This window comes from Enterobacter cloacae complex sp. ESBL7, assembly GCF_041679625.1.
GTDB lineage: Bacteria > Pseudomonadota > Gammaproteobacteria > Enterobacterales > Enterobacteriaceae > Enterobacter > Enterobacter asburiae_B.
The window spans coordinates 359,412-385,617 of sequence record NZ_JBGORN010000001.1 but is presented as its reverse complement, the minus strand read 5'-3'; the positions used below and the strand labels follow the sequence as shown (position 1 = coordinate 385,617).

At 60.3% G+C, this 26,206-nt stretch carries 22 protein-coding genes; 15 read left to right on the top strand and 7 right to left on the bottom strand.

Annotated features, from left to right (window positions below; genetic code table 11):
- Positions 1-15 precede the first annotated feature (15 nt).
- Genes entF through fes form a run of 3 tightly spaced genes read right to left on the bottom strand, consistent with a single transcriptional unit; the run spans position 16 to position 5,289 of the window.
- Positions 16-3,873 carry an enterobactin non-ribosomal peptide synthetase EntF gene (entF, locus tag ACERY3_RS01860; RefSeq protein WP_373224974.1) on the bottom strand — a complete coding sequence of 1,286 codons (3,858 nt, stop codon included), beginning with the start codon at positions 3,871-3,873 and terminating at the stop codon, positions 16-18.
- Positions 3,870-4,082 carry an MbtH family protein gene (locus ACERY3_RS01855; RefSeq protein ID WP_039264064.1) on the bottom strand — a complete coding sequence of 71 codons (213 nt, stop codon included), beginning with the start codon at positions 4,080-4,082 and terminating at the stop codon, positions 3,870-3,872. Before ACERY3_RS01855 ends, entF begins: the two co-directional genes overlap by 4 nt.
- A 10-nt stretch (positions 4,083-4,092) precedes the next feature.
- Positions 4,093-5,289 (bottom strand): enterochelin esterase, encoded by a 1,197-nt coding sequence (fes, locus tag ACERY3_RS01850; protein ID WP_373224973.1) that lies wholly within the window; start codon positions 5,287-5,289, stop codon positions 4,093-4,095.
- A gap of 146 nt (positions 5,290-5,435) precedes the next feature.
- Between fes and ACERY3_RS01845 the strand changes: the two genes are divergently transcribed.
- Complete coding sequence (locus ACERY3_RS01845) at positions 5,436-7,676, top strand: TonB-dependent siderophore receptor (RefSeq protein ID WP_373224972.1); 2,241 nt, start codon at positions 5,436-5,438, stop codon at positions 7,674-7,676.
- Positions 7,677-7,757: 81 nt separating this feature from the next.
- Entirely contained in the window at positions 7,758-8,414 is a 657-nt protein-coding gene (entD, locus tag ACERY3_RS01840) for an enterobactin synthase subunit EntD (RefSeq protein WP_373224971.1), read from the top strand.
- Positions 8,415-8,509: 95 nt separating this feature from the next.
- Here entD and nadS read toward each other — a convergent pair whose 3' ends face one another.
- The 3 genes from nadS to betT all read right to left on the bottom strand — a co-directional run bounded on the left by nadS (position 8,510) and on the right by betT (position 11,353).
- A complete protein-coding gene (gene nadS / locus ACERY3_RS01835) occupies positions 8,510-8,794 on the bottom strand; it encodes a NadS family protein (RefSeq protein ID WP_033144885.1) in 285 nt (94 codons plus the stop codon).
- A gap of 40 nt (positions 8,795-8,834) precedes the next feature.
- Positions 8,835-9,182, bottom strand: a complete 348-nt coding sequence (locus ACERY3_RS01830; protein ID WP_033144884.1) for a type II toxin-antitoxin system RelE/ParE family toxin — start codon at positions 9,180-9,182, stop codon at positions 8,835-8,837.
- Positions 9,183-9,319: 137 nt separating this feature from the next.
- A complete protein-coding gene (gene betT, locus ACERY3_RS01825; protein WP_023310695.1) occupies positions 9,320-11,353 on the bottom strand; it encodes a choline BCCT transporter BetT in 2,034 nt (677 codons plus the stop codon).
- Positions 11,354-11,481: 128 nt separating this feature from the next.
- Here betT and betI point away from each other — a divergent pair, with 128 nt between their 5' ends.
- From betI to ACERY3_RS01785, 8 genes are all read left to right on the top strand, one after another.
- Positions 11,482-12,069: a transcriptional regulator BetI gene (gene betI, locus ACERY3_RS01820; RefSeq protein WP_032662864.1), complete on the top strand. Its 588-nt coding sequence runs from the start codon at positions 11,482-11,484 to the stop codon at positions 12,067-12,069.
- 13 nt (positions 12,070-12,082) lie between these two features.
- The gene (gene betB / locus ACERY3_RS01815) at positions 12,083-13,555 is read left to right on the top strand and encodes a betaine-aldehyde dehydrogenase (RefSeq protein ID WP_058841249.1); all 1,473 of its coding nucleotides are present in this window, start codon (positions 12,083-12,085) and stop codon (positions 13,553-13,555) included.
- 13 nt (positions 13,556-13,568) lie between these two features.
- The gene (gene betA / locus ACERY3_RS01810) at positions 13,569-15,233 is read left to right on the top strand and encodes a choline dehydrogenase (RefSeq protein WP_058841248.1); all 1,665 of its coding nucleotides are present in this window, start codon (positions 13,569-13,571) and stop codon (positions 15,231-15,233) included.
- A 345-nt stretch (positions 15,234-15,578) separates the two neighbouring features.
- Positions 15,579-16,142 carry a fasciclin domain-containing protein gene (locus tag ACERY3_RS01805; RefSeq protein WP_058841247.1) on the top strand — a complete coding sequence of 188 codons (564 nt, stop codon included), beginning with the start codon at positions 15,579-15,581 and terminating at the stop codon, positions 16,140-16,142.
- A 43-nt stretch (positions 16,143-16,185) separates the two neighbouring features.
- Positions 16,186-16,740, top strand: coding sequence for an RNA polymerase sigma factor (locus tag ACERY3_RS01800; protein WP_047061309.1), 555 nt, complete (start codon positions 16,186-16,188; stop codon positions 16,738-16,740).
- Positions 16,737-17,384 carry an anti-sigma factor domain-containing protein gene (locus ACERY3_RS01795; protein WP_167819104.1) on the top strand — a complete coding sequence of 216 codons (648 nt, stop codon included), beginning with the start codon at positions 16,737-16,739 and terminating at the stop codon, positions 17,382-17,384. Before ACERY3_RS01800 ends, ACERY3_RS01795 begins: the two co-directional genes overlap by 4 nt.
- Positions 17,385-17,659: 275 nt before the next feature.
- Complete coding sequence (locus ACERY3_RS01790; RefSeq protein ID WP_033144879.1) at positions 17,660-18,400, top strand: SDR family oxidoreductase; 741 nt, start codon at positions 17,660-17,662, stop codon at positions 18,398-18,400.
- Between the two features lie 33 nt (positions 18,401-18,433).
- Entirely contained in the window at positions 18,434-20,128 is a 1,695-nt protein-coding gene (locus ACERY3_RS01785; protein ID WP_373224970.1) for a thiamine pyrophosphate-binding protein, read from the top strand.
- 33 nt (positions 20,129-20,161) lie between these two features.
- On the opposite strand, the gene ACERY3_RS01780 is transcribed toward ACERY3_RS01785, so the two are convergent.
- Positions 20,162-20,860, bottom strand: a complete 699-nt coding sequence (locus ACERY3_RS01780) for a GNAT family N-acetyltransferase (protein WP_373224969.1) — start codon at positions 20,858-20,860, stop codon at positions 20,162-20,164.
- Between the two features lie 201 nt (positions 20,861-21,061).
- Here ACERY3_RS01780 and ACERY3_RS01775 point away from each other — a divergent pair, with 201 nt between their 5' ends.
- From ACERY3_RS01775 to ACERY3_RS01755, 5 genes are all read left to right on the top strand, one after another.
- A complete protein-coding gene (locus ACERY3_RS01775; protein WP_048976653.1) occupies positions 21,062-22,630 on the top strand; it encodes an ABC transporter substrate-binding protein in 1,569 nt (522 codons plus the stop codon).
- A gap of 144 nt (positions 22,631-22,774) precedes the next feature.
- Positions 22,775-23,788, top strand: a complete 1,014-nt coding sequence (locus ACERY3_RS01770) for an ABC transporter permease (RefSeq protein WP_247825510.1) — start codon at positions 22,775-22,777, stop codon at positions 23,786-23,788.
- Positions 23,788-24,621, top strand: coding sequence for an ABC transporter permease (locus ACERY3_RS01765; protein WP_373224968.1), 834 nt, complete (start codon positions 23,788-23,790; stop codon positions 24,619-24,621). Before ACERY3_RS01770 ends, ACERY3_RS01765 begins: the two co-directional genes overlap by 1 nt.
- On the top strand, positions 24,614-25,450 hold the full coding sequence (locus ACERY3_RS01760; RefSeq protein ID WP_373224967.1) for an ABC transporter ATP-binding protein: 837 nt from the start codon (positions 24,614-24,616) through the stop codon (positions 25,448-25,450). Before ACERY3_RS01765 ends, ACERY3_RS01760 begins: the two co-directional genes overlap by 8 nt.
- Positions 25,437-26,141, top strand: coding sequence for an ABC transporter ATP-binding protein (locus ACERY3_RS01755; protein WP_373224966.1), 705 nt, complete (start codon positions 25,437-25,439; stop codon positions 26,139-26,141). The genes ACERY3_RS01760 and ACERY3_RS01755 overlap by 14 nt, the downstream gene beginning before the upstream one ends.
- The last annotated feature ends 65 nt before the right edge of the window (positions 26,142-26,206 follow it).

Genomic DNA, 26,206 nt, shown 5'->3' with positions numbered 1-26,206 from the left:
GAGGCGCTTTTGACGTTACCCCAATATCTCCCTCAACACCGGCCCTATCTTCTCAAACGCCTGCGGTGAAATGATATCCACGTGGGCGCAGTCCTGGCTGTACACCTCAAGCTCCGCCACCCACGGCGCCCAGGCGACCTGCGGATCCATCGTTCGCGTGCGCTCGGCGACAAACAGCGTCGCTTTGCCGTCAAAGCGCGCGCTGCGCGCCGTGGTGAGCAGCCGCACCGCGTCGGCGTAGTTGCCCTCGATAGCGTTAAACAGCTCGCTGGAGCCCTGACCCTGCTGGGCGGCGATAAACGCCTGACGCTCGCGCTCGATTTCCGCCAGCACCTCGGGGTCGAGGCCGTTGGCCTCTTTCTCCGACCAGTTCTGGGTTTCCGGCGGCCAGGTGTCCAGCAGGCCGAGGAAGGCTACCGCTTCACCCTGCTCGCGCAGACGGGCGGCAATACCCTGCCCCAGCGTGCCGCCGAGGGAATAGCCGAACAGGTAATACGGCCCCTGCGGCTGCTGCTTACGCAGCGTAGCCAGGTGATGCTCAATCACCCCATCCAGATCCGCACGCTGCTGCATTGGACCGTCCGGACGCGGCGACTGAATGCCGACGATGGACCAGCGCGGGCTGAGATAGCGTGCCAGGACGCTAAACTGCCAGGCAAAGCCGGACGCCGGATGGAAACAGAACAGCGTCGGGCCGTCGCTTTCGCGCAGCGGAAGAAGTGTTTCATACCCCAGTCGCTGCGCCTGCTCGTCGCTCATCTGCGAGTCCAGCAGCGCGCTGAGCTTGCTCACCGTGGAGGCGACCATAATCTGCCCCGGCGTAACCTTGCGCTCGAACTCGCGGCTAAGCTGTGCCGCCAGGCGCATCGCCAGCAGCGAGTGTCCGCCGAGGGCAAAGAAGTCGGCGTCGATGTCGTTGACCTCGCAGCCCAGCAGGGCGGAAAACGCCTGCGCGACGGCGACTTCGGTTTCCGTCTCCGGCGCACGGCCGGAGGATTTACTCGTCAGCTCCGGCAGCGGCAGCGCCTTGCGGTCAAGCTTGCCGTTCGCGCTGAGCGGCAGCGCGCTGATTTGCAGCAGCACCACCGGCACCATGTGCGGCGGCAGCTGTGCTTTTAGTGCTTCCATCAGCGCGTCGCGATCCAGCGGTAAGCCGGATTCGGAAACCACATACCCCACCAGCTGGCGGGCATCGCCGCCGGTGGCTGCCGCCTGGTTGAACACGCAGGCGTGCGCCACGGCCTGGGCCACATCCGGCAGCGACAGCATCGCCCGGTCGATTTCGCCCAGCTCGATGCGCTGTCCGCGGATTTTTAACTGGTCATCGCTGCGGCCGAGATATTCCACCGCGCCGTTGTCCAGCCAGCGGGCAACGTCGCCGGTGCGGTACATCCGCTCGCCCGGGGCGAACGGGTCGGCAATAAAGCGGCTGGCGGTGAGGTCCGGACGGCCCAAATACCCCTGCGCCAGCTGAATCCCGGTGAGATAAAGGTCCCCCGCCACGCCGAACGGCACCGGGCGCATCATCGCGTCCAGAATGCGCAGCCCAGTGTTCCAAACCGGGAAGCCGATCGGCACGCTGTTGCCTTCCACCGCCGCCAGCTCGGGGCCAAACGCCGGATACCAGCTGACGTCAACCGCCGCTTCGGTTGGGCCATAGAGGTTGTGCAGCGGCGCACGAGTGAGCTGCTCCCACTCGCGGCACAGCTCGGTCGGCAGCGCTTCGCCGCTGCAGAACACCTGCTTAAGCGTTCTGCAGCAGTCGACGTTTTCCGGCGTCAGCGAGGCGACAAACGCCGCCAGCATCGACGGCACGAAGTGGGTAGTAGTCACGCCGTACTGCGCGAAGAAGCTCTGCATGGCCTGCGGGTCGCGGTGCGCGTCCGGCTCGGCCATCACCAGCTTCGCCCCGGCGATAAACGGCCACCAGAACTCCCACACCGACACGTCAAAGCTGCACGGCGTTTTCTGCGCCACCACATCCGTCGCGTCCAGCGGGTAGTGGTCCTGCATCCACTTCAGGCGGTTAACGATGGCGGTATGGCCAACCATCACCCCTTTCGGACGCCCCGTCGAACCGGAAGTAAAGATGATGTACGCCGTCTGCTCCGGCTTCGCCAGGCGCAGCGGTTTTACATCCGCAGCCGGTAAAAGGGTGTTGTAACTAAAGGCAGTAATCGGCAGATCGCTAAAGCGCGGAAGCTGCTCGTCGGTGGTAATGAGCAGGGATGGCTTCGCGTCTTCCAGCATCATCCGCAGGCGGTCGTCCGGGTAGCCGGTGTCGAGCGGCAGCCACGCGGCGCCGGCCTCGACGATGCCGTGCAGCGCCAGCGTCAGGAACACCGAGCGCGGCAGGGCCACCGCCACGCTGTCGCCCGGCTTCACGCCGCGCGCGCGCAGCAGGTTTGCCAGCGCAACCACCTGCTCGCGCATCTGACGATAGCTGAGCTCAATATGCGCGTCCGCCAGCGCGGGGGCGTCCGGCGTTTTGCTCGCCTGCTCAGCCACCAGATCCGCCAGCGTGGTGGCCGGCAGCGCCAGTCCGGTATCGTTGATGCGCGCAAGCCTCTGGTATTCCTGCTCTGAAACGGTTTCCACTTCGCCGCAGCGCAGGTCCGGGTTGGCCGCAAACTGCATCAGCATCGCGTTCAGGCGCGCGACGTGACGGGAAAGCGTCGCCTCATCGTAACGCTGCTTACTGGCGAGGATCTCAATGCTCAATCCGCCCTGTTCGTCCGGGAACAGCGCCAGCTCAAGGTCGTTCACCGGGCCGGTGGCCAGCGTGTGGGTGATGGCCTCCACGCCGTCGATATCCAGCTGATAATCAAACACCTTCACGTTCAGCACCGGGCCAAACAGGGCTTCTTCGCCTGCGGCACGCCCGCTGTCGCGCACGATCTGCTCGGCGTCGTAGCGCTGGTGGCGGCGCATTTTTTTCAGCTGGTTGGCCAGGCGCAGCGCCAGCTCCGGCAGGCTCTCCTGCGGATTGATATTCACCGCCAGCGGCAGGACGTTGAGCACCGGTCCGGTCGCGGTCAGCGCGGCGGAGCCCATGCGTCGCATAAAGATAAACCCGGCGGCGTAGTCCAGCCTTCCGGTCAGGCGGCCCAGCCACAGCGCCACCAGCGCAAGGGCCAGATCGGTACGCTGCGCCTGCCCTGCCGCCTGTGCAAGCTGGCTAAAGGCGCGACCGTCGGCGGCGATTTTGAGGCGCAGAATATCGGTAGTGGCGGCGCGTCCCGGCAGCGGCGCGGAAGAGAGCGAGACCGGAGAAGGAAGCTGCCTGCGCTGCTCCGCCCAGAAGGCGCCGTCGCGCTGATACGCCTCGCTGTCGCGATAGCGCTGATACTCTTCCACCACTTCGGCAAATGGCGTAAACGGGGAGTCAGGAGTCGGTTCATCCTTTTTCCACGCGGCGTAAATCGCGGCGATCTGGCGGGTAATGGCCGGGAAGCTGAAGCCATCCACCACCAGATGGTGATAGCGCTGATACCAGTACCAGTGGCTTTCACCCACCTGAATCAGCTGGTGAAACGCCAGCGGCTGACCGCTATCGACGCGCAGGTTTTGATTGAGATCGGCCTCCATCAGCGCCACGGCATCTTCGTGAGAGGCAACGCGAACGATGGACGGCTCCGGCAGAATGAGGGTGTCATCCACCCACTGCCACACCTCGCCGTTCTCCTCGGCAAAACGCATCCGCAGGGTATCGGCCTGCATCATGCCTTCAGCAATCGCTTTTGCCAGCAATGACGCGTCGATATCGCCTTTCAGCTCGGTGTAGTGCGCCACGCTCCAGGCGTTTGGCAGCGTGGACAGCTGCTCCGCCATCCAGATACCCGGCTGGGCGGCGACGAGGGGAAGACGGTTCATGGGTTCTCCCCCGCAAAATGAGACGGTTCAAGAGTGCGCCAGTGCCCGGCCAGCCACTGCTGGCACGCCTCCTGAGACTGCGCTTCGCACACCACGCGCCACCCCGCAGGCAGTTCGCACTGCTGCGGCCACAGGCTGTACTGCCCACGGTCGTTTTGCAAAATGGCGAACTGTCCCTGCGGATTATCGAAAGGATTGCTGAATTCCATACAGACTCCGTTATTGAATGAGCGGCTGCCAGAGGGTCATCAGCCCCTGCGTCAGCCCACCGCGCCAGCAAAGCGCATCGTGTCCGCCGTCAACCTGACGCCAGGTAACCTGCTGCGCGCGTAGTTCGGCGTAAATCGCCTGATTGGCATTGAAAATCAGCGGCTCGTTGCGCCCGGCCTCGAGGACGATACGCAGCCCGCTCGCGGTCAGCTCACCGGCTCTGAGCTGTTCGATGAGGCACCCTTCCTGCTGCCCGCCGCGGTGCGGCCACCAGTACGAGCCGGACTGGCTCAGCACGCAGCCAAAACGCTGCGGCCAGCTGAGGCCAGCATAAAGCGAAGAGAGTCCGCCAAAGCTCTGGCCCGCCACCACGGTACGGTCGGCGCGGTCGCTGAAGGGCGTGAGATGTTTTACAAGAGGGAGAAGTTCTTCCTGTACCGCCAGCCAGAAATCGGGGTTACAGGGCAATTCGCGGTTGCGGTGTTCCATATCGATCGCATCGATTAATACGTAGACCGCAGGGGGCAGTTGGCGCCCGGTGGTGAGCGACGTCAGCGCAGGCCAGACGGGCATGCTTTCGGCCCAGAACTGCCCGTCGAGCAGCACCGCCAGCGGGCGCTCGGGGCCGTCGTCCCCGGTGGTAAAAATCCATACGCGGCGACGGTTGTTGAGACGCTCGCTGTTCCACTCAATGCAGACCGGCTGTTGATACGGCGTATCGGGACGATCCCAGCCGGGCTGAACGGGCGCGTCCGGCATCTCCAGCGCCGAAACGGCATGACCGCGCCCGCCGCGCCAGCTCTGCCGATTCAGCGGGTCGGAAACCGCGTGCGGCAGCAGCTTGCGCCAGCCTTCGCGCAGCGCCATGCGGTCCGGCAGTTCGCCTTCAAACACGGTATCGGCAAAATCGTTTTCATTTTCAGAAGGGATAAAACAGTAGCTCCCGCGCCACTCGGGGCTGAATTCGCCCTGCCACTGCCAGACGTCGGTATCCGGGATGCGCTCGAGGGACTGCGGGCGGGCATTTTGATGGTGATCGGTCACGCCGGTAACGTAGAGCCAGACGCGTTTGACCGATGAGGTTTTCTGCGTGCCTGCCGGATCCCGCCACCAGAAGGTGACGCGACAGCTCTCCTTCAGACGTTCCCATTCAGGTCCGTTTTTCGACTGCCACCACGCTTCACTTCCGGTTGTTAACGTCGTCACCCTTATAACCCCATGTTTAACAGACTTTTTTGTTTCAGAGCAAATTTTATTGATAATATTATTGATAACTATTTGCATTTGCAATAGCGTAATGCCCGCGCTGTGGGAAGCGCGCTCATTAAATAACCATAAAAGCGGGACGTACAATGAATAAGAAGATTCACTCTCTGGCCTTGCTGGTCAATTTAGGGATTTATGGTGTCGCGCTGCCCGCCGTGGCAGACGACAACACCGCCTCTGCGCAGCACGAAGACACCATGGTGATCACCGCCGCCGAGCAGAATTTACAGGCGCCGGGCGTGTCGACCATCACCGCCGACGAGATCCGCAAAAACCCGCCCGCGCGCGACGTGGCGGAAATCATCCGCACCATGCCGGGCGTTAACCTCACCGGCAACTCCACCAGCGGCCAGCGCGGAAACAACCGTCAGATTGACATTCGCGGCATGGGGCCGGAAAACACGCTGATCCTGATCGACGGCAAGCCGGTGACCAGCCGTAATTCCATCCGTCTGGGCTGGCGCGGCGAGCGTGACACGCGCGGCGATACCGGCTGGGTGCCGCCGGAGATGATCGAGCGTATCGAAGTGATCCGCGGTCCGGCAGCCGCGCGCTACGGCAACGGCGCGGCAGGCGGCGTGGTAAACATCATCACCAAAAAATTCGACGACCAGTGGCACGGCTCCTGGAACACCTACCTGAACGCGCCAGAACATAAGGACGAAGGTTCCACCAGGCGCACCAACTTCAGCCTGAGCGGCCCCCTGGGCGGCGACTTCAGCTTCCGCATGTTCGGTAACCTCGATAAAACCCAGGCCGACGCGTGGGACATCAACCAGGGTCATCAGTCCGATCGTACCGGTGCCTACGCCAACACCCTGCCGGCTGGCCGCGAGGGCGTGGAAAACAAAGACATCAACGGCGTGGTGCGCTGGGACTTCGCGCCCATGCAGTCCCTGGAGTTCGAAGCGGGCTACAGCCGCCAGAACAACCTCTACGCGGGCGACACGCAGAACACCAACAACGACAGCGCGCTGGTGAAGAAGAATTACGGCAAAGAGACTAACCGTATCTACCGCCAGAACTTCGCGGTGACCTGGAACGGCGGCTGGGATAACGGCATCACCACCAGCAGCTGGGCGCAGTACGAACACACCCGCAACTCCCGCCTGGGCGAAGGTCTGGCGGGCGGGACGGAAGGCTTGTTCAACAGCAATAAATTCACCGACACCGACCTGGCCGACGTGATGCTGCACAGCGAGATCAACCTGCCGATTGATTTCCTCGTCAACCAGAACCTAACGTTGGGCACCGAGTGGAACCAGCAGCGCATGAAGGACTCCACCTCCTTTACGCAAACCCTGCAGGGCGGCACCGTTCCGGGCATGAGCAACGACCGCAGCCCGTACACCTCGGCGGAGATTTTCTCCCTGTTCGCCGAAAACAACATGGAGCTGACCGACAGCACTATGCTGACCCCTGCCCTGCGCTTCGATCACCACACCATCGTCGGCAACAACTGGAGCCCGTCCCTGAACCTGTCGCAAGGTCTGGGCGATGACTTCACGCTGAAGATGGGGATCGCGCGCGCCTATAAAGCGCCGAGCCTGTACCAGACCAACCCGAACTACCTGCTCTACAGCAAAGGCCAGGGCTGCTACGCCAGCTCGGACGGCGTGGGCTGCTACATGATGGGCAACGACGATCTGAAAGCGGAAACCAGCATCAACAAAGAGATTGGTCTGGAGTGGAAACGCGACGGCTGGCTGGCGGGCGTGACCTGGTTCCGCAACGACTATCGCGACAAGATTGAAGCGGGCTACGCGCCGATCGGTCACACCTCTTCCGGTAAAGTGCAGACGGATATCTACCAGTGGGAAAACGTTCCGAAAGCGGTCGTCGAAGGGCTGGAAGGCTCCCTGAACGTGCCGGTCAGCGACACGATCAACTGGACCAATAACATCACCTGGATGCTGCAGAGCAAAAACAAGGAGACCGGTGACCGTCTGTCGATCATTCCGGAGTACACGCTGAACTCGACCCTGAGCTGGCAGGTTCATCAGGACGTGTCGCTCCAGTCGACCTTTACCTGGTACGGCAAGCAGCAGCCGAAGAAGTACAACTACAAAGGTCAGCCGGTGACCGGGTCTGAGAAAGACGAAGTCAGCCCGTACAGCATCGTTGGCCTGAGCGCGACCTGGGACATGACCAAAAACGTTAGTCTGACCGGCGGCGTGGACAACGTCTTCGACAAACGCCAGTGGCGCGCGGGTAATGCCCAGACGACCGGAAATTCCACCACCGGTGCATATATGTACGGTGCGGGAGCGTATACGTATAATGAGCCGGGCCGTACCTGGTACATGAGCGTGAATACGCGATTCTGATACAGGCAGTAACTCCCCCCTCTCCCCGTGGGAGAGGGCCGGGGTGAGGGCATCAGGCCGCACAATTCTGAAGGGAAAAACATGCACACAACCCACACCACGTTCATTCTTGCCGGCCACCCCGTCCATCACGTCACCTTCGACCCCACCACCTTCACCGACGCCGACCTTCTCTGGCTCCCCCACTACGCTGAGCTTGCAAACGCCGGACGCAAACGCAAAGCCGAGCATCTGGCAGGCCGCATCGCCGCCGCACATGCGCTCGGCGCGATACATGAACGCGCGATCCCCGGCATCGGCCCCAGCGGCGAACCGCTCTGGCCGGAAGGGGTTTCGGGGAGCATCACTCACAGCGGCGCGCAGGCGATGGCGGTTGTCGTCCGTCATCCAGATGCGCTGGTGGGTATTGATTGCGAAGCCATTCTTGCGGAGCGTGAAGCCCGCGAAATCCAGGACGGCATTATTGATGCGCAGGAGGCGATATGCCTGACGCACTCGGGCTACCCTTTTGCGCTGGCGCTGACGCTGGCATTTAGCGCCAAAGAGAGTTTGTTTAAGGCGCTCTTTCCAAAGGCAAATACTTACATGGGGTTTGAGTGGGCGAGAGTCACAGAGTTAACGGAAAAAACAATCACGCTGGCGCTTTCGAACCCGGCTGGAGACTATCCTGAGGGTAAACGCTTCATCCTCGTCTGGCAGCATAATGATGGGAACGTGTGGACGCTGCTAAAAGCCTGATGGCGCTACGCTTATCAGGTCTTCGGTAAAGCGGTGTTGTAGGCCGGGTAAGGCATCGCCGCCACCCGGCATAAATTGTACAGATAGATATCAGCTCACTGCCCCGCAAGCGCTCTGAAAAACGCGGGATTATCTCTAATCACATTTAGCACTTTCGCCGCTAATCCCGTTGGGTTTCGCCGTTTCGACTCCCAGCTTTTAATCGTATCAACACTTGTACCCAGAGCCTTCGCCATTTCGCTTTGAGTGACATTTAACTGCTCTCTTATCGCCCGAACGTCCGCGACCTCATAGCGAGTGACTCGTGATGGAGTTTTCTTACCACGTTGGATCTCGGCAGCCTCTTCAAGCGAAGCCTTAAGTTCATCAAAGATACTCATTGTCTGCCCCTTCTTGCCTGATGGAGTACATAGTACACCTTTAATTGACGGAACTTGAAGCGCTATTGGTGAGAACAGACGTGAGTTTTCTGAGTTCGGCTTTCTCTACATCGGTCAGGCTGTCCTTCATGCTTTTTGGATAGGCCATGAGGAAAAAAATCACCTCTTCAGTAGCCAGAAAGTAGATGACTCTGGCCCCGCCGCTTTTTCCCTTTGAGCCAACAGCCATTCTTATTTTACGTAGCCCGCCTGTATGCTGGATCAAATCGCCTTTATGAGGCCAGGCAATGAGTTCCTTTTGGAGATCCCTTAATTCATCATCCGTAGCAATACTTTTGAACTGCCGGGTAAAAAGTGATGTTTCGATAAATTCTATCGCGTGGCTCATGCATGATTCCTTCCCTGATGCAGCAAAAGCCTGAATGCTTCAGCATCAGGCTTTTGCTGCAATATGACTCTTCCATGAGTAATATCGCATTGAACAACTGTATTTATATACAGATATATTGTTATTTAAGAATCCGTTTAGACATCCGGGAACATCACGCTATTCCCCGGCGCTTCCCTGTGCAGATGGATAAAGTTCAGGTGCCGTTCATACTGGTCCAGAATGTCCGTAATCACCTGCTCCTTGCTGTAGTCCATCAAATCATTCCCCTGGCTCCCTTCCAGCAGGAAGGTCTCAAGCCGGTAGTAGGTCGATTTCCCGCTGCGCGCCCGGTAGGTAAACCCGGGTACCGAATACTGCTGCGGCCAGATCTGATAAACAAAGTTCTGCTCGTCGCCCATGTGCACCAGCAGATCCAGGTGCCCCAGGGTCTCTCCCTCCTCCGGCGGCAGGTTTTTCAGCTCCACGTAGGCTCCACGCAGCTTCAGCTCCTGCGCAACCTCTTCCATCGCCGGGAAGCAGACCGTCTCCATCATCTGTTTCGTGTAGCGCGTGCCCGGGTAGTTCATCAGGCGCGAGAGACGTTTCTTCCAGCTCAGCCTGTCCTGCGCGCCCATCGGACGCGGCGCGGTGTCGCGGCTGGCGCTGACGCGGCGATAGTCTTCTACCTTGAGCGATTTATACAGCCCGGCCATCACGAAGAAGATGACGAAGCTGAACGGCAGGCCCATGATCACCGTGGTGTTCTGCAGCGCCGAGATACCGTTGGTCATCAGCATGCCGAGCGTCAGCAGGCCAATGGCGATGGACCAGAAGATGCGCAGCCAGTTTGGCGCATCGCTGTTGATATCTTTGAGCTTCGAGGTGAAGTTGCCCAGCACTAGCGCGCCGGAATCCGCCGAGGTGACGTAGAACAGCAGGCCGGTGATGGTCGCCACGGAGGCGCTAAATGTGAACGCCGGATACTGCGCCAGCAGGCTGTAGAAGCCGCGCTCCGGGTGCGCCATCGCTTCCTGCGCGAAGGTGGCATTGCCGTGGATGATCTCATGCAGCGCGCTGTTGCCGAAAATCGACAGCCACAGCAGGGTAAAGGTGAACGGGATAATCAGCGTGCCCATCACGAACTGGCGGATGGTGCGGCCACGCGAAATACGCGCCAGGAACAGGCCGACAAACGGCGACCACGCCACCCACCACGCCCAGAAGAACAGCGTCCAGTTGTTCATCCACTCTACCGGGCGGTCGAAGGCGAAGCTGTTCAGCGTCATGCCCATAAAGCGGTTTACGTAGTCGCCCACGTTGAGCACTAAGGCATTGAGCAGGAACGAGGTATCGCCCATAAAGAGCACGAACAGGATCAGCCCCAGCGCCAGCGCCACGTTCAGCTCGGAGAGCACGCGGATGCCTTTATCGACGCCCGACGTCACCGAAATGGTGGCGATAATGACGGAGAGCGCAATCAGCGCCGCTTTGGCCGCCATCGAATCCGGGATATCAAACAGCACGCTCAGCCCGTAGTTGAGCTGCACCACGCCAATCCCGAGCGTCGTCGCAATACCAAAGATGGTGCCGATCACCGCCGCGATATCGACGCTGTGGCCAATCGGCCCGTTAATCTTTTTACCGAAGATCGGGTACAGCGCGGAGCGGATGGTGAGAGGCAAATTATAACGATAGCTAAAGTATCCGAGCGCCATGCCCATCAGGGCGTACATCGACCAGCCCGTCAGGCCGTAGTGGAACAGCGTCCAGACCATCGCCTGGCGCGCGGCCTCCATCGTCTGCCCCGCCCCTTCCGGCGGCTGCATATACTGCGTGACCGGTTCGGCCACGGAGAAGAACATCAGGTCAATGCCGATGCCGGCGGCAAACAGCATCGCGGCCCAGCTCAGCAGGCTGAACTCGGGCTTGGACTGCTCAGGCCCGAGCTTCACCGAGCCGAAGCGCGAGCAGGCAATGCAGACCACGAAGACGATATAGAGCGTCGCGGCCAGCAGATAGTACCAGCCGAAGGTCTTCGACACCCAGTTCAGGGTGCGCCCAATCCACTCGGCAGAAAAATCACGAAAGAAGATGGTCGTCAGGGAAAACAACAAAATCAGCCCGGCGGACGTGTAAAAAACGACCGGGTTGATTTTGTCTTTTTCTCTGTCTTGTGAAAGGTCTGTCATCCAGTATCCCCACTGTTTTTGTAACTATTAAAATCCAAATCTGCAACAATTAAGACACATTTTATATTGAACGTCCAATCAAAAACCGCTTTAATGTATTACCAACGCTGATGAATGGAGTGGCAAAAATGCCCAAAGTGGGGATGCAGCCGATCCGGCGCAGGCAGCTTATCGACGCCACGCTGGAAGCAATAAATGAAGTGGGAATGCACGACGCGACGATCGCGCAGATCGCCCGTCGGGCGGGCGTTTCCACGGGGATCATCAGTCACTACTTCAAAGACAAAAACGGTCTGCTGGAAGCGACCATGCGCGACATTACCGGTCAGCTGCGCGACGCGGTTTTGAGCCGCTTACGCGCCCTGCCGGACGGCAGCGCGGAGCAACGCCTGCAGGCCATTGTCGGCGGCAATTTTGATGAAACCCAGACCAGCGGCGCGGCAATGAAGGCCTGGCTGGCCTTCTGGGCGAGCAGCATGCACCAGCCGATGCTCTACCGCCTGCAGCAGGTGAGCAGCCGTCGCTTGTTGTCAAACCTGGTGTACGAGTTCCGCCGTGAGCTGCCGCGCGAACAGGCTGAAGAGGCGGGCTACGGCCTGGCGGCCCTGATCGACGGGCTGTGGCTGCGCGCCGCGCTGAGCGGCAAGCCGCTGGATAAGACCCTGGCGCAGTCGCTCACCAGCCACTTTATCAGCCAGCATTTACCGACCGAATAACCGAGGAGAATTTATGTCCCGAATGGCAGAACAGCAGCTTTATATCAATGGTGGTTATACCTCCGCCACCAGCGGTCGCACCTTCGAGACCATCAACCCGGCCAACGGTGAAGTTCTGGCGAGCGTACAGGCCGCCGGGCGCGAAGACGTCGACCGCGCCGTGGAAAGCGCAAAACGCGGGCAAAAAATCTGGGCAGCGATGACCGCCATGGAGCGCTCGCGCGTTCTGCGTCGCGCCGTCGATATCCTGCGCGAGCGCAACGACGAGCTGGCGAAGCTGGAAACCCTCGACACCGGTAAAGCGTATTCCGAAACCTCCACCGTCGACATCGTTACCGGCGCGGACGTGCTGGAGTACTACGCGGGGCTGATCCCGGCGCTGGAAGGTAGCCAGATCCCGCTGCGTGAGACCTCATTCGTCTACACCCGCCGCGAGCCGCTGGGCGTGGTGGCGGGCATCGGCGCGTGGAACTACCCGATCCAGATCGCCCTCTGGAAATCCGCCCCGGCGCTGGCGGCGGGCAATGCGATGATCTTCAAGCCGAGCGAAGTGACGCCGCTCACCGCCCTGAAGCTTGCCGAGATCTACACCGAAGCGGGCCTGCCGGACGGCGTGTTTAACGTCCTGCCGGGCGTGGGCGCGGAGACCGGCCAGTACCTCACCGAGCATCCGGGCATCGCCAAAGTCTCCTTCACCGGCGGCGTCGCCAGCGGCAAGAAGGTGATGGCCAACTCGGCGGCCTCGTCCCTGAAAGAGGTGACGATGGAGCTGGGCGGCAAATCCCCGCTGATTATTTTCGACGACGCGGATCTCAATCTCGCGGCGGACATCGCCATGATGGCGAACTTCTTCAGCTCCGGCCAGGTGTGCACCAACGGCACCCGCGTGTTCGTACCCGCGAAATTCAAGGCCGCGTTTGAGCAGAAAATCGTTGAGCGCGTGGGCCGCATCCGCGCGGGCGATCTGTTCGATGAACGCACCAACTTTGGCCCGATGGTCAGCTTCCCGCACCGCGACAGCGTGCTGCGCTACATCGCCAAAGGCAAAGAGGAAGGCGCGCGCGTGCTGTGCGGCGGTGACGTGCTGAAGGGCGAAGGCTTCGACAACGGCGCGTGGGTTGCCCCGACAGTGTTCACCGACTGCACCGATGAGATGACCATCGTACGCGAAGAGATCTTCGGCCCGGTGATGTCCATTCTCACCTATGACGCTGACGAAGAAGCGATCCGCCGCGCCAACGACACCGACTACGGTCTGGCGGCGGGCATCGTCACTGCCGACCTGAACCGCGCGCACGGCGCCATTCATCAGCTCGAAGCGGGCATCTGCTGGATCAACACCTGGGGTGAATCCGCCGCAGAGATGCCGGTCGGCGGCTACAAACACTCCGGCATTGGCCGCGAGAACGGCGTGATGACGCTGCAGAGCTACACCCAGGTGAAGTCCATCCAGGTTGAGATGGGTAAATTCCAGTCCATATTTTAACCGGGAGGTTTATTTGCAATTTGACTACATCATTATCGGGGCCGGCTCTGCCGGCAACGTGCTGGCAACGCGACTGACTGAAGATCCGAATACCACCGTCCTGCTGCTTGAGGCGGGCGGGCCGGACTACCGCTTTGACTTCCGCACCCAGATGCCCGCCGCGCTGGCGTTCCCGCTGCAGGGCAAGCGCTACAACTGGGCGTATGAAACCGAGCCAGAGCCGTACATGAACAACCGCCGCATGGAGTGCGGACGCGGCAAAGGTCTGGGCGGCTCGTCGCTGATCAACGGCATGTGCTACATCCGCGGTAACGCGATGGACCTCGACCACTGGGCCAAAGAGCCGGGTCTGGAGCACTGGAGCTACCTCAACTGCCTGCCCTACTACCGCAAGGCGGAGACGCGCGACGTGGGGCCGAACGACTACCACGGCGGCGACGGCCCGGTGAGCGTTACCACCTCGAAACCGGGCGTGAACCCGCTGTTTGAGGCGATGGTGGAAGCGGGCGTGCAGGCGGGCTACCCGCGCACCGACGATCTCAACGGCTATCAGCAGGAAGGCTTCGGCCCGATGGACCGCACGGTCACGCCGCAGGGTCGACGCGCCAGCACCGCGCGCGGCTATCTTGACCAGGCCAAAAAGCGCCCGAACCTGACCATCCGCACTCACGCCATGACCGATCATATTATTTTTGACGGCAAGCGCGCGGCGGGCGTCGAGTGGCTGGAGGGCGAAAGCACTATCCCGTCCAGAGCGACGGCGAATAAAGAGGTGCTGCTGTGCGCAGGCGCGATTGCCTCCCCGCAGATCCTCCAGCGCTCCGGCGTGGGCAACGCGGAGCTGCTGAAGCAGTTCGATATTCCGCTGGTGCACGACCTGCCCGGCGTGGGCGAAAACCTGCAGGATCACCTGGAGATGTACCTCCAGTACGAATGCAAAGAGCCGGTCTCCCTCTACCCTGCCCTGCAGTGGTGGAACCAGCCGAAGATTGGCGCCGAGTGGCTGTTTGGCGGCACCGGCGTGGGCGCGAGCAACCACTTCGAAGCGGGCGGTTTTATCCGCAGCCGCGAAGAGTTCGAGTGGCCGAACATTCAGTACCACTTCCTGCCGGTAGCGATTAACTACAACGGCTCGAACGCGGTAAAAGAGCACGGCTTCCAGTGCCACGTTGGCTCCATGCGCTCCCCAAGCCGCGGGCACGTGCGCATCAAGTCGCGCGATCCGCGCCAGCATCCGGCGATCCTGTTCAACTATATGTCTCACGAGCAGGACTGGCAGGAGTTCCGCGACGCGATCCGCATCACCCGCGAGATCATGCGCCAGCCCGCGCTGGACAAATATCGCGGTCGCGAAATCAGCCCGGGCGTCGACTGCCAGACCGACGAGCAGCTCGACGAGTTCGTGCGCAATCACGCGGAAACCGCCTTCCACCCGTGCGGCACCTGCAAGATGGGTTACGACGAGATGGCGGTGGTCGACGGCGAAGGCCGCGTTCACGGGCTGGAAGGGCTGCGCGTCGTGGATGCGTCGATCATGCCGCAGATCATCACCGGCAACCTGAACGCCACCACCATCATGATTGGCGAGAAGATTGCCGACGCCATTCGCGGGCTCGAGCCGCTGGCGAAGAGCACGGCGGCGTATTATGTGGCGAACGGGGCGCCGGTTCGACGCTGAGGGTATTTCCCCTCCCCTTAACCCTCTTCCATACGGGGGAGGGATCCCCACAAAACAATGCCTGTACGGACGACTCCCTCTCCCTTGAGGGAGAGGGCTGGGGTGAGGGGGAACATACGGCTGTGGTGGTCATTCCGTTCACTTGACGTTCCTTGCCACTCTGTAACGACGTAACTTGTGAACGTTCCAAGTTAAAAAATGACTGGGGCTCTCTCACTCCATACGGGAGAGGGAGTTTATCTTCCCGCCAAAAATTTATTTTCATTTGCCTGCATCCAGTTTCCACCCTGCCCTCGTATGTGAGTATGTGAGCAACGCCTTTGCTCCTTAATCCGAGGATAAATGATGAAAAAGCTACTCAGTGTTGCATTCGTATCCAGCGCTTTACTCTTCTGTGCAGGCGCATCAGCAGCCATGACGTCAGGCTCCGTGATGGTGGGCGGAGCGGAAATGTTCCCGAGCAAAAACATTGTTGAAAACGCCGTGAATTCTAAAGATCACACCACGCTGGTGGCGGCGGTTAAAGCGGCCGGGCTGGTGGATACGCTGCAGAGCAAAGGGCCATACACCGTCTTTGCGCCCACCGATGCGGCGTTTGCGAAATTGCCTGCGGGTACGGTCGACAATCTGGTGAAGCCGGAAAATAAAGCGCTGCTCACCAGTATCCTGACCTATCACGTGGTTGCGGGTAATTACGATATGAAAGCGCTGGAGCAGAAAATTAAACAGGGCGGCGGCCACGCGGAGCTGAAAACCGTTAACGGTCAACCGCTGTGGATCATGAGTAACGGCCCGCACAATATTCAGCTCAAGGATGGTAAAGGCAACGTGGCGAATATCAGCACCTATGACGTCCATCAGAAAAATGGCGTGATCGATGTGATTGATACCGTCCTGATGCCTAAGTAGTTGTCTATACTTCGGAAGTGTGACGTTGCCTTCCGGGAAAAACATGGATAACGCGTTGGCTGAACAGCAGTTGAAATTAATGCAGGCGGTCGCAAACGGCGATCGCCGCGCATTTGAACAACTTTACCGACTCACATCGCCTCACCTGTTTGCCGTCGCGCTGCGCATGCTACGCCATCGCGCCTGGGCAGAAGAGATCCTTCACGACTGTTTTGTCACCGTCTGGAGTAAAGCCGAAACCTATAACGCCGCCCTGAGCTCTCCGATGACCTGGCTTACGCATATTGTTCGCAACCGCTGTATTGACTGGCTGCGCAGCGGGCAAACCCGCGCTGCCGCCCGCGAGGAGTCGTATTCCGAAGAGAGTCTGCTGAGCGAAAACGATGAGCAAAACAACTGGTACGACGACGCGCAGGCAGCACGGCTCAGGCATTGTCTGGATCATCTGAGTCAGGAACAGCGCCAGAGCATTACGCTCGCCTACTATCAGGGCATGTCCCACAGCGACATTGCCGACTGGCTCCAGCAGCCCGTGGGCTCGGTAAAAAGCTGGATCCGCCGCGCGATGGATCATCTTCGGGAGTGCGTGGGCCTATGAATGACAGCGAAAAACGCGATGACATGCTGGCTGCAGAATATGCCCTCGGCACCCTGCGCGGAGGGGCGCGGCTTCAGTTCCAGAAAAGGCTTGCCGCTGAGCCCGGTCTGGCTGCCCGCGTGGCGTACTGGCAGGAAATGTTCAGCACGCTCGATAGTCACCTTACGCCCGTTCACCCACCCGAGACGGTGTGGAAGAGAATCGCCCTCGATCTGCCACCGAAAAAGCCTTTGCGCCAAAGCCGGCCCTATCTCGGCTGGATGGTCGCGGCCGGCCTCGCCGCCGTTACCGTCGTGACCTGGTATTCCACCCGAACGCCGGAACTCGCACCGCTGATGGTGCTCAACGATGCCCAACAGCACGGGCAATGGATCGTCAGTGCGGACAGCCGCCGCCAGTATCTGAGCATCACCCCTCTCAGACCGAACGCTGTCGCGGCGCAAAACAGCCTGCAGCTTTGGCTTATTCCTGCCGGTAAGGCCCCGATATCCCTTGGGCTGCTGCAACGTGATATACCGACTCATGTTGCCCTCAGGAACAACACCCTTACCCCTGACGCGATGATAGCCATAAGCCTCGAGCCCGAAGGTGGGTCACCCACCGGTCAACCCACCGGCCCCGTGCTGTACAGCGGCAAGATTTAATCCCCCGGCCTTGTTCGCAGGGCCGCGGGGGTCACCAAATTTTATTCTGTTCATATGATTGTTACATATAAGAATTAAATATTAAGCTTGCAATTAATTTAATTATTAAAAAACGTCATTGACATTTTCTTCCGCACTCCATTAAGTTTTAAGCGAGCATTATTTCATTCCAGATACAGAATATATCAAAAACGAGCGTTTAAGAATTTTTCATAATTCTTAAACCGCTCCCTTATTTTTATTTATTTTGAATCACACAACAGTGAGATAAGATCATGAATAATAGTGCAAACAAAGTTGTTGTTATCACCGGTGCCAGCAGCGGTATTGGTGAGGCCATTGCCCTTCATCTGGCAAATAAACCTTTCTCTCTGGTGCTGGTTGCCCGTCGTCTGGAGAGAATTAACGCCCTGGTGGATCGCATTATTCAGCAGGGCGGCCAGGCGATTGCCGTGAAGGCGGACGTGACCCGACAGGAGGAGGTTCAGCGCGCGATTGACGCTGCCGTCGCCGCATACCAGCGCGTCGACGTGCTGATCAACAACGCAGGCTTTATGGCGATTGCTCCCCTCAGCGAGCTGAAAACCGACGAGTGGGACCGGATGATCGATACCAACATCAAAGGCGTGCTGTACGGTATCGCAGCGGCATTCCCGGTATTCCAGCGTCAGGGGAGCGGACACTTTATTAACGTGGCCTCCGTGGCGGGTATCAAGGTCCTTGCCCCCGGCGGCGTGGTGTACAGCGCCACGAAATTCGCCGTCCGCGCCCTGAGTGAAGGCTTACGTCAGGAAGCGGGGAAAACCGTTCGGACGACCCTTATTTCCCCCGGCGCCGTTGAAAGCGAGCTGCAGTTTGGCAGCTCTGATGCCCCGAGCAAACAGTTCCTGCATGAATTTTATAAGCAGGCTATTCCGGCAGAGTCGATTGCCAGGGCCGTATTATTTGCTATCGAACAGCCTGGCGACGTTGATGTAAATGAAATAATTGTCCGTCCTACGCAGGAAGAATTTTAGCATGAGTTAAATAACGCTGAATGAGGTGTCATTATGATTAAATCATTAACGTCCCTGTCAGATTTAAATATGCGATCGGGTGCCGATATTCTCCTTGAAGTGCTGGAGAGTGAAGGTGTGGAATATATTTTTGGCAACCCCGGCACCACCGAACTCCCGCTCATTGATGCCCTTCTTCGCCATGAAAATATTCACTATATTCTGGCACTCCAGGAGAGCAGCGTGGTCGCCATTGCCGACGGCTACGCGAAAGCCTCCGGCAAGACCGGTTTTATCAATTTGCATACCGCCAGCGGTCTTGGGCACGGCATGGGGAATCTCATTAATTCGCGGATCATGAAAACGCCGCTGGTTGTCACCGTCGGGCAGCAGGACACGCGGCACTACGTGCGCGACCCGCTCCTGTATGATGACATTGTCTCCATTGGATCGCCGGTGGTGAAATGGGCGCAGGAGGTCACCAGCGCCGACCAGCTTCCGGTGCTGGTGCGTCGGGCGTTTCATGCCGCCAGCTACCCTCCCGCGGGTCCGGTTCTGCTATCCCTGCCAATGAACGTGATGGAAGAGCTGAGCGACGCCGGGATACAAACGGCCTCTAAAGTGAACTACCACACCGTGGCGGGCTCGCTGGACGAACTGGCCGAAGAGTTGAGCCAGGTTACGCCCGGCAGGATCATGATTGTGGCGGGGGATGAAGTTCACTCCAGCGGCTCGACGCAGGAGATTGTCCAGCTTGCTGAAGCGCTCGGCGCCCACGTCTACGGCTCCTCCTGGCCGTTGAATTTGCCCTTTCCCACGCAGCACGCGCTATGGCGAGGCAATATGCCCACCACCGCAAATGAAATCGCCAGCGTCGTTAATGCCTACGATGCGGTGTTTATCATCGGCGGCAGAAGCCTGATTACCATTTTGTATAGCGAGGGCGAGGCCATTCCGGAAACCTGCGCGGTGTATCAGCTCTCGGCGGATATGAACGAACTTGGCCGTACCTACGCCACCCGCCTCTCGGTGATGGGGGATATAAAACTCTCCCTGAAGGAACTGCTGCCGAAGCTTGAGCAGCGCCGGGTGGCAAGCAAATTGACGCATCAGCGGCTGCTCAAAGCGGCACGTGCTGAACGAGAAAAAGAGTGGCAACTGCAGGAAGAGCGTCTGGCAGCCGAGCGGCTGCGCCCGGCGATTTCGCCGATGGTCGCGGCCTACGAGGTGATAAAGTCCGTTCCGCCGGGCACCACGATTGTCGACGAGGCGATAGCAACGGCCAGACACGTTCGCCGGTTTATTTCCGACCAGCAGCACCCGCGCTACTACTTTATGCGCGGCGGCGGTCTGGGCTGGGGAATGCCTGCAGCAGTCGGTCACTCGCTGGGGCTGGGGCGCGAGCCGGTTGTGTGTCTGGTTGGCGACGGCGCCTCCCTGTACTCGCCGCAGGCGCTCTGGACGGCGGCGCACGAAAATCTGCCCGTCACCTTTATCGTGATGAATAACCTGGAGTACAACATCCTGAAAAACTTCATGAAAGGACAGCCGGGCTACAGTTCGACAAAGCTGGGTCGCTTTATCGGGATGGATCTGATTAACCCGCGAATTGATTTCCAGTCGCTGGGCGCCGCGATGGGTATCCGCTGCTGCCGGGTGACTCAGGCCGCGGATATCGCCTCGGCGGTGACGCAGGGGCTACAGTCCGGAAAAACCAATTTGATCGAAATTGCCATTTCCGCAGATTGATCGACCGTTTCAGACGTACCCTACATAAAACACTTATAACCGAAACGCCTCAAGCCGCTTAATCTGACGCCCTTCCCCGTCAAAATTCTCCGCCGCCAGCCAGGCGCGCAGCTCGACGTCTCTTTGCGGCCACTCGCCGTCAATAATAGAAAGCATATCGCTGTCGCGGTTGCGCCCTTTGCGCACCAGCTTCTGGCGCAGGCGTCCTTCCCAGACAAACCCCAGCCGCTCCGCCGCATTGCGTGACGCAACGTTCATGGAATCGCACTTCCACTCGACGCGCCGGTAGCCGTGCTCAAACGCATTTTTCAGCAGCAGCCACACCGTTTCGGTGCCCATCCGGGTTCCTTTCATCCTGCGCGACCAGGTCACGTGCCCGATCTCCACTGATCCCAGCAGCCGCTCGTTAGCCATATAGCTCACCAGCCCCACCGCGCGTTCGGTGCGTAAATCAATGACGGCAAACGGCACCAGCTCATCGTCCATCACCTTAGCCACGATCCAGTGGGCGGTGGCTTCCACGCTCGCTGGCTGCGTGCTGGCAAGCCACGTCCAGTCGCTGTCGTCGCCCAGCGCGTAGGCCTCATAGAGATCGGCCGCGTGGCGATCGGCATCCAGCGGCTCCAGGCGGCAATACTGGCCGAACAACGGCGTGCGGGTTAATACGCGCGCGCCTCTCCAGTCTGGAACGATATCGTTAACGGTTTGACCATGTTGATTGATTTCGGGCACGGCGGTGACTCCCTGAAAGGTAAGGAGTTTGTTATAGCAGGTTAAAAAGCGGGCGAAAAGCAGCACATTTTAATAGCCCAAGCGCATGCGATATTCCCTGAAGATATAAGCAAAGCTGAATTTCGACTTTGCGGAATGTCAGAGTCGACCTAACGTAGCGGAGCATAAAACAATCACAATATATTCTTCTCAGGGATCGCTATGACGAAAAAACTGTTGCCGTTACTGGTGCTGGCTGCGCTCTCAGGCGCTGTCCACGCCGCTACTCCGCCCAACACGCTGGTTGTCGCCCAGGGGCTGGATGACATCGTGAGCCTCGACCCGGCCGAAGCCAACGAGCTTTCCAGCATCCAGACCGTGCCGAGCCTGTATCAGCGTCTGGTACAGCCGGACCGCGATAACCCGGAAAAAATCACCCCGATTCTGGCAGAAAGCTGGGAAGCGGACGCGGCAGCAAAAACCCTGACGATTAAGCTTAAGCCTGATGCCAAATTCGCCTCCGGGAACCCGCTGCGCCCGGAAGACGTGATTTTCTCTTACACCCGCGCCGTGACGCTGAACAAATCTCCGGCCTTTATTCTGAACGTGCTGGGGTGGGACGCGAGCAACATCGCCAGCCAGCTGAAAAAGGTGGACGACCATACCCTCCAGCTTCACTGGACGGCGGACGTTAGCCCGTCGGTGGCGCTGAATATTCTCTCCACGCCGATTGCCTCCATCGTCGATGAAAAGCAGGTCGCGGCAAACGTGAAGGATAATGACTTCGGCAACGCGTGGCTGAAAATGCACTCGGCGGGCAGCGGCGCGTTCAAAATGCGCGTCTATCAGCCGCATCAGGCCATCGTGCTGGAAGCCAACGAATCTGCACCCGGCGGCGCGCCGAAGCTCAAAAGTATCATCATTAAAAACGTCCCCGATCCGGCCTCACGCCGCCTGCTGATCCAGCAGGGTGATGCCGACGTGGCGCGCGATCTCGGAGCAGATCAGATAAGCGCCCTGGACGGCAAGCCGGGCGTTAAGGTGCTGAGCATTCCGTCCGCCGAGCAAAATTACCTGGTGTTTAACACCGGCAACAGCGCCAACCCGCTGCTGAACAACCCGGCGTTCTGGGAAGCCTCGCGCTGGCTGGTCGATTATGAAGGCATCACCAAAAATCTGCTGAAAGGCCAGTACTTTGTTCATCAGAGCTTCCTGCCGGTCGGCCTGCCGGGCGCGCTGGAAGACAACCCGTTTAAATTTGACCCGGCAAAAGCGAAAGCCATTCTCGCCAAAGCGGGCATTAAAGACGCGCACTTCACGCTGGACGTGGAGAACAAGCCGCCGTTTATCACCATCGCCCAGTCGATGCAGGCGAGCTTTGCTCAGGGCGGCGTGAAGGTCGATCTGCTGCCTGCCGCCGGGAGCCAGGTCTATGCCCGCGTGCGCGCAAAGCAGCATCAGGCGGCGATCCGTCTGTGGATCCCGGACTACTTCGACGCGCACTCAAACGCCAGCGCCTTTGCGTGGAACGACGGTAAATCCAGCACCGTGGCCGGGCTTAACGGTTGGAAAATTCCGGAGCTGAACAAAGCCACGCTGGCGGCGGTAGCCGAGCCGGATCCGGCGAAGCGTCTGGATCTCTACAAAAAGATGCAGGAACAGCTGCAGCAGAATTCGCCGTACGTGTTCGTCGATCAGGGTAAAACCCAGATCGTGGTGCGCGATAACGTGAAGGGGTATCAGCAGGGGCTGAACGCGGATATGGTCTGGTACGATCGCGTCACGAAGTAGCCCTTCTCCTTCTCCCTCTCCCGTGGGAGAGGGTTGGGGTGAGGGCAACATCGTGCAACAGAGCCGCCTGTTCCCCCTCACCCCCGCCCTCTCCCACAGGGAGAGGGGGTCGTCCGTGCATATTTTCAGGATAACGATTTACCCATGCCACATCTTTCCACCCGCGTGCTTCAGGGTCTGCTGACCCTGCTGCTCACGCTCTTCGGGCTGTTGCTCGTCACGTTTGCGCTCTCGGCGTTTTCACCTGTCGATCGCGTGCTGCAGATCGTCGGCGATCACGCCAGCCAGTCAACCTACGATCAGGTTCGCCACCAGCTTGGGCTGGATCGTCCCCTGCCCGTGCAGTTCTGGCACTACCTGCAAAACCTTGCCCACGGTGATTTAGGCACCGCCAGCGCCACCGGGCAGCCGGTGCTGCAGGATCTGCTGCACGCGTTCCCCGCCACGCTGGAGCTGGCCACGCTGGCGTTAATCATCGGCGCCGTGCTCGGCGTGATTGCCGGGGTGCTGTGCGCCCGCTACGCCGGTTCGCCGCTCGATCTCGCCATCAGAACGCTCACCCTGCTCGGCAACTCGGTACCGATTTTCTGGCTCGGCCTGCTGATGCTGGCCCTGTTCTACGCGAAGCTGCAGTGGAGCGCGGGTCCCGGCAGGCTGGACGATATCTGGCAGTTCACCGTCGAGCCGCGCACCGGCTTTGCGCTGGTGGATACCTGGCTTTCCGGCGATCGCGAGGCGTTCCGCAACGCCCTCAGCCACCTGGTGCTGCCGGTGCTGCTGCTGGCCTATTACTCGCTGGCGAGCATCACCCGCCTGACGCGTTCCGCCTGCCTGAGCGAAATGAACAAAGAGTACATCCTGCTTGCCCGCGCCAAGGGCGCCGGGGAGATGGCCATTCTGCTGCGCCACGTGCTGCCGAACATTCGCGGCACCCTGCTGACGGTGATCGCCCTCGCCTACACCAGCATGCTGGAAGGCGCGGTATTAACCGAAACCGTCTTCTCCTGGCCGGGGATCGGGCGCTACCTCACCACCGCCCTGTTCGCCGGAGACACCACCGCCGTCATGGGCGGCACGCTGCTGATTGGCGTCTGCTTTGTGCTGATCAATAACCTTACCGACCTGCTCGTGCGGGCGACCGACCCCAGGGTGCGCTGATGCCGTTTTATCTTTTCTTACGCCGCCTGCGCCGCTCCCCCGCCGCGTTTTGCGGGCTGGCTGCCATCGCGCTGCTGGTAGCTATCGCCCTGTTCGCGCCGTGGCTCGCGCCGCTTGACCCGAACTGGCAGGACGCCGCCTCGCGCCTGCAGGCACCGAACAGCCAGCACTGGCTGGGCACCGACAGCTACGGGCGAGACCTGCTTTCGCGCCTGATTTACGGCACCCGTCCGGCGCTCGGGCTGGTGGCGTTAGTTACCGTAATCACCCTGCCCGCCGGGCTGCTGGTGGGGATTTTGTCCGGCTACTACGGCGGCTGGCTGGAGCGCATCCTGATGCGTTTTACCGACGTGGTGATGTCGATGCCGCGCCTGATCCTCGCCTTCGCGTTTGTGGCGATGCTCGGCCCAGGGCTGGTCAACGGCGCGCTGGCGCTGGCCTTAACCACCTGGCCTGCCTACGCGCGTCAGGCGCGGAGCGAGATTCAGCGTCTGCGCCACAGCGATTATCTGGCCGCCGCCGAGATGATGGGCATTCGCGGCCCGCGCCTGCTGGTCGGCCATATTCTGCCCCTGTGCCTGCCGTCCGCGATTGTGCGGCTGGCGCTGGATCTGGCGGGGATTATTCTGGCGGCCGCCGGTCTGGGCTTCCTCGGCCTTGGCGCACGTCCGCCGATGGCCGAATGGGGCGCGATGATTGCCGACGGCATGCAGGTGATTTTCGACCAGTGGTGGATTGCCGCCATTCCGGGCGGGGCCATTCTGTTTGCCAGCCTGGCCTTTAACCTGCTGGGCGACGGCCTGCGCGACGTACTGGAGCCACAGCATGACTGAACACCGCGTTATCGTCGATGCGCTGAATATCGACTACCCCGCCGCGCGCGTGGTCAACAATCTGAGCTTCACGCTGGGCAACGAGCGGCTGGCGCTGGTGGGGGAATCCGGCTCGGGCAAATCAATGTCCGCCCGCGCCCTGATGGGGCTGGTGCGCAAACCCGGCATCGTGAGCGCGAACCGGCTTAGCGTGCTCGGCAACGACCTGCTGACCCTGAGCACCCGCCGCTGGCAGGCGCTGCGCGGTAACGGGATTGCGATGGTCCTGCAGGACCCGCGCTACGCGCTGAATCCGGCGCAAAATGTCGCCGCTCAGCTTGATGAGGCGCTGACCCTGCACCAGCGCCTGCCCCGCGCCGAGCGCCTGGCGCGCATTCACGACATTATCCGCGCCGTCGGGCTCAACGAACACGTCCTCCAGCGCTATCCCGGCGAACTCTCCGGGGGCATGGGCCAGCGGGTGATGATCGCCATTGCGCTGATCAACAACCCGCAGGTGCTGATTGCCGACGAACCCACCTCCGCGCTGGACGCCCGCCTGCGCAATCAGATCCTCGAGCTGCTGGTGCAGCAGAGCGAAGAGCGCCAGATGGCGATGCTGCTCATCAGCCACGATCTGCCGCTGGTGGCGGAACACTGCGACCGCGTGCTGGTGATGTATCAGGGCGAAAAGGTCGATGAGATGGCGGCGAACCGGCTGCCGCAGGCGACGCACCCGTATACGCGCACCCTGTGGACCTGCCGTCCGAACGCCAACACCTTCGGCCAGATGCTGCCGACGCTGGACCGCACGCAGCCGTGGAAGGAGGCCGATAATGGCGCTCGTTGAGGTTAACGATCTCCAGGTGAGATTCGGGGAGAAAACGGCGGTGTCCGCCGCCAGCTTTGGCATCGAGAAAGGTGAAACCTTCAGCCTGATCGGCGAATCCGGCTGCGGGAAATCGACTATTCTGCGCGTGCTGGCGGGATTGCAGCGCGAGTGGAACGGCCGCATTTCGATCCTGGGAGAGGCGCTACGGCCAGGACGGCGTTTTGAAGGCGAGCTTCGCCGCAACGTGCAGATGGTGTTCCAGGATCCGTGGGCGTCGCTGCACCCAAACCACACCGTTGCGCGCACCCTGTCGGAGCCGTTAAACATCCACGGCGAAACGCAGATTGCGGAGAAAGTGGCGGATGCGCTGCAGCAGGTGGGACTTTCCGCCGACGCGGGCAGGCGTTACCCACACCAGCTTTCCGGCGGGCAGCGTCAGCGCGTGGCCATTGCCCGCGCGCTGCTGCTGCGCCCGCAGCTTCTGCTGCTGGACGAGCCGACTTCGGCGCTGGATATGTCCGTGCAGGCGGAAATTCTCAATCTTTTGAACCGCCTGAAGGCCGAGCACGGCATGACCTACCTGCTGGTGAGCCATGACGCGGACGTGATTGCCCATATGTCCGACCGGGCGGCATTTATGGCGCACGGGGAGATCCAGAGGGTGTTTGACCGCGAGGCGATGTTACGGGGTGAGCACAGGATGGGGTAAGCCGCGTGGCGGCGAGCGCCGCGCGGGTTTTCCAGGCCGGGTAAGGCGTCGCCGCCACCCGGCAA

Excerpts from the sequence above, each read along its gene's own strand:
- entF (WP_373224974.1), bottom strand. The coding sequence starts at position 3,873 with ATGAACCGTCTTCCCCTCGTCGCCGCCCAGCCGGGTATCTGGATGGCG.
- ACERY3_RS01855 (WP_039264064.1), bottom strand. The coding sequence starts at position 4,082 with ATGGAATTCAGCAATCCTTTCGATAATCCGCAGGGACAGTTCGCCATT.
- ACERY3_RS01845 (WP_373224972.1), top strand. The coding sequence starts at position 5,436 with ATGAATAAGAAGATTCACTCTCTGGCCTTGCTGGTCAATTTAGGGATT.
- entD (WP_373224971.1), top strand. The coding sequence starts at position 7,758 with ATGCACACAACCCACACCACGTTCATTCTTGCCGGCCACCCCGTCCAT.
- nadS (WP_033144885.1), bottom strand. The coding sequence starts at position 8,794 with ATGAGTATCTTTGATGAACTTAAGGCTTCGCTTGAAGAGGCTGCCGAG.
- ACERY3_RS01830 (WP_033144884.1), bottom strand. The coding sequence starts at position 9,182 with ATGAGCCACGCGATAGAATTTATCGAAACATCACTTTTTACCCGGCAG.
- betT (WP_023310695.1), bottom strand. The coding sequence starts at position 11,353 with ATGACAGACCTTTCACAAGACAGAGAAAAAGACAAAATCAACCCGGTC.
- betI (WP_032662864.1), top strand. The coding sequence starts at position 11,482 with ATGCCCAAAGTGGGGATGCAGCCGATCCGGCGCAGGCAGCTTATCGAC.
- betB (WP_058841249.1), top strand. The coding sequence starts at position 12,083 with ATGTCCCGAATGGCAGAACAGCAGCTTTATATCAATGGTGGTTATACC.
- ACERY3_RS01805 (WP_058841247.1), top strand. The coding sequence starts at position 15,579 with ATGAAAAAGCTACTCAGTGTTGCATTCGTATCCAGCGCTTTACTCTTC.
- ACERY3_RS01800 (WP_047061309.1), top strand. The coding sequence starts at position 16,186 with ATGGATAACGCGTTGGCTGAACAGCAGTTGAAATTAATGCAGGCGGTC.
- ACERY3_RS01795 (WP_167819104.1), top strand. The coding sequence starts at position 16,737 with ATGAATGACAGCGAAAAACGCGATGACATGCTGGCTGCAGAATATGCC.
- ACERY3_RS01790 (WP_033144879.1), top strand. The coding sequence starts at position 17,660 with ATGAATAATAGTGCAAACAAAGTTGTTGTTATCACCGGTGCCAGCAGC.
- ACERY3_RS01785 (WP_373224970.1), top strand. The coding sequence starts at position 18,434 with ATGATTAAATCATTAACGTCCCTGTCAGATTTAAATATGCGATCGGGT.
- ACERY3_RS01775 (WP_048976653.1), top strand. The coding sequence starts at position 21,062 with ATGACGAAAAAACTGTTGCCGTTACTGGTGCTGGCTGCGCTCTCAGGC.
- ACERY3_RS01770 (WP_247825510.1), top strand. The coding sequence starts at position 22,775 with ATGCCACATCTTTCCACCCGCGTGCTTCAGGGTCTGCTGACCCTGCTG.
- ACERY3_RS01765 (WP_373224968.1), top strand. The coding sequence starts at position 23,788 with ATGCCGTTTTATCTTTTCTTACGCCGCCTGCGCCGCTCCCCCGCCGCG.
- ACERY3_RS01760 (WP_373224967.1), top strand. The coding sequence starts at position 24,614 with ATGACTGAACACCGCGTTATCGTCGATGCGCTGAATATCGACTACCCC.
- ACERY3_RS01755 (WP_373224966.1), top strand. The coding sequence starts at position 25,437 with ATGGCGCTCGTTGAGGTTAACGATCTCCAGGTGAGATTCGGGGAGAAA.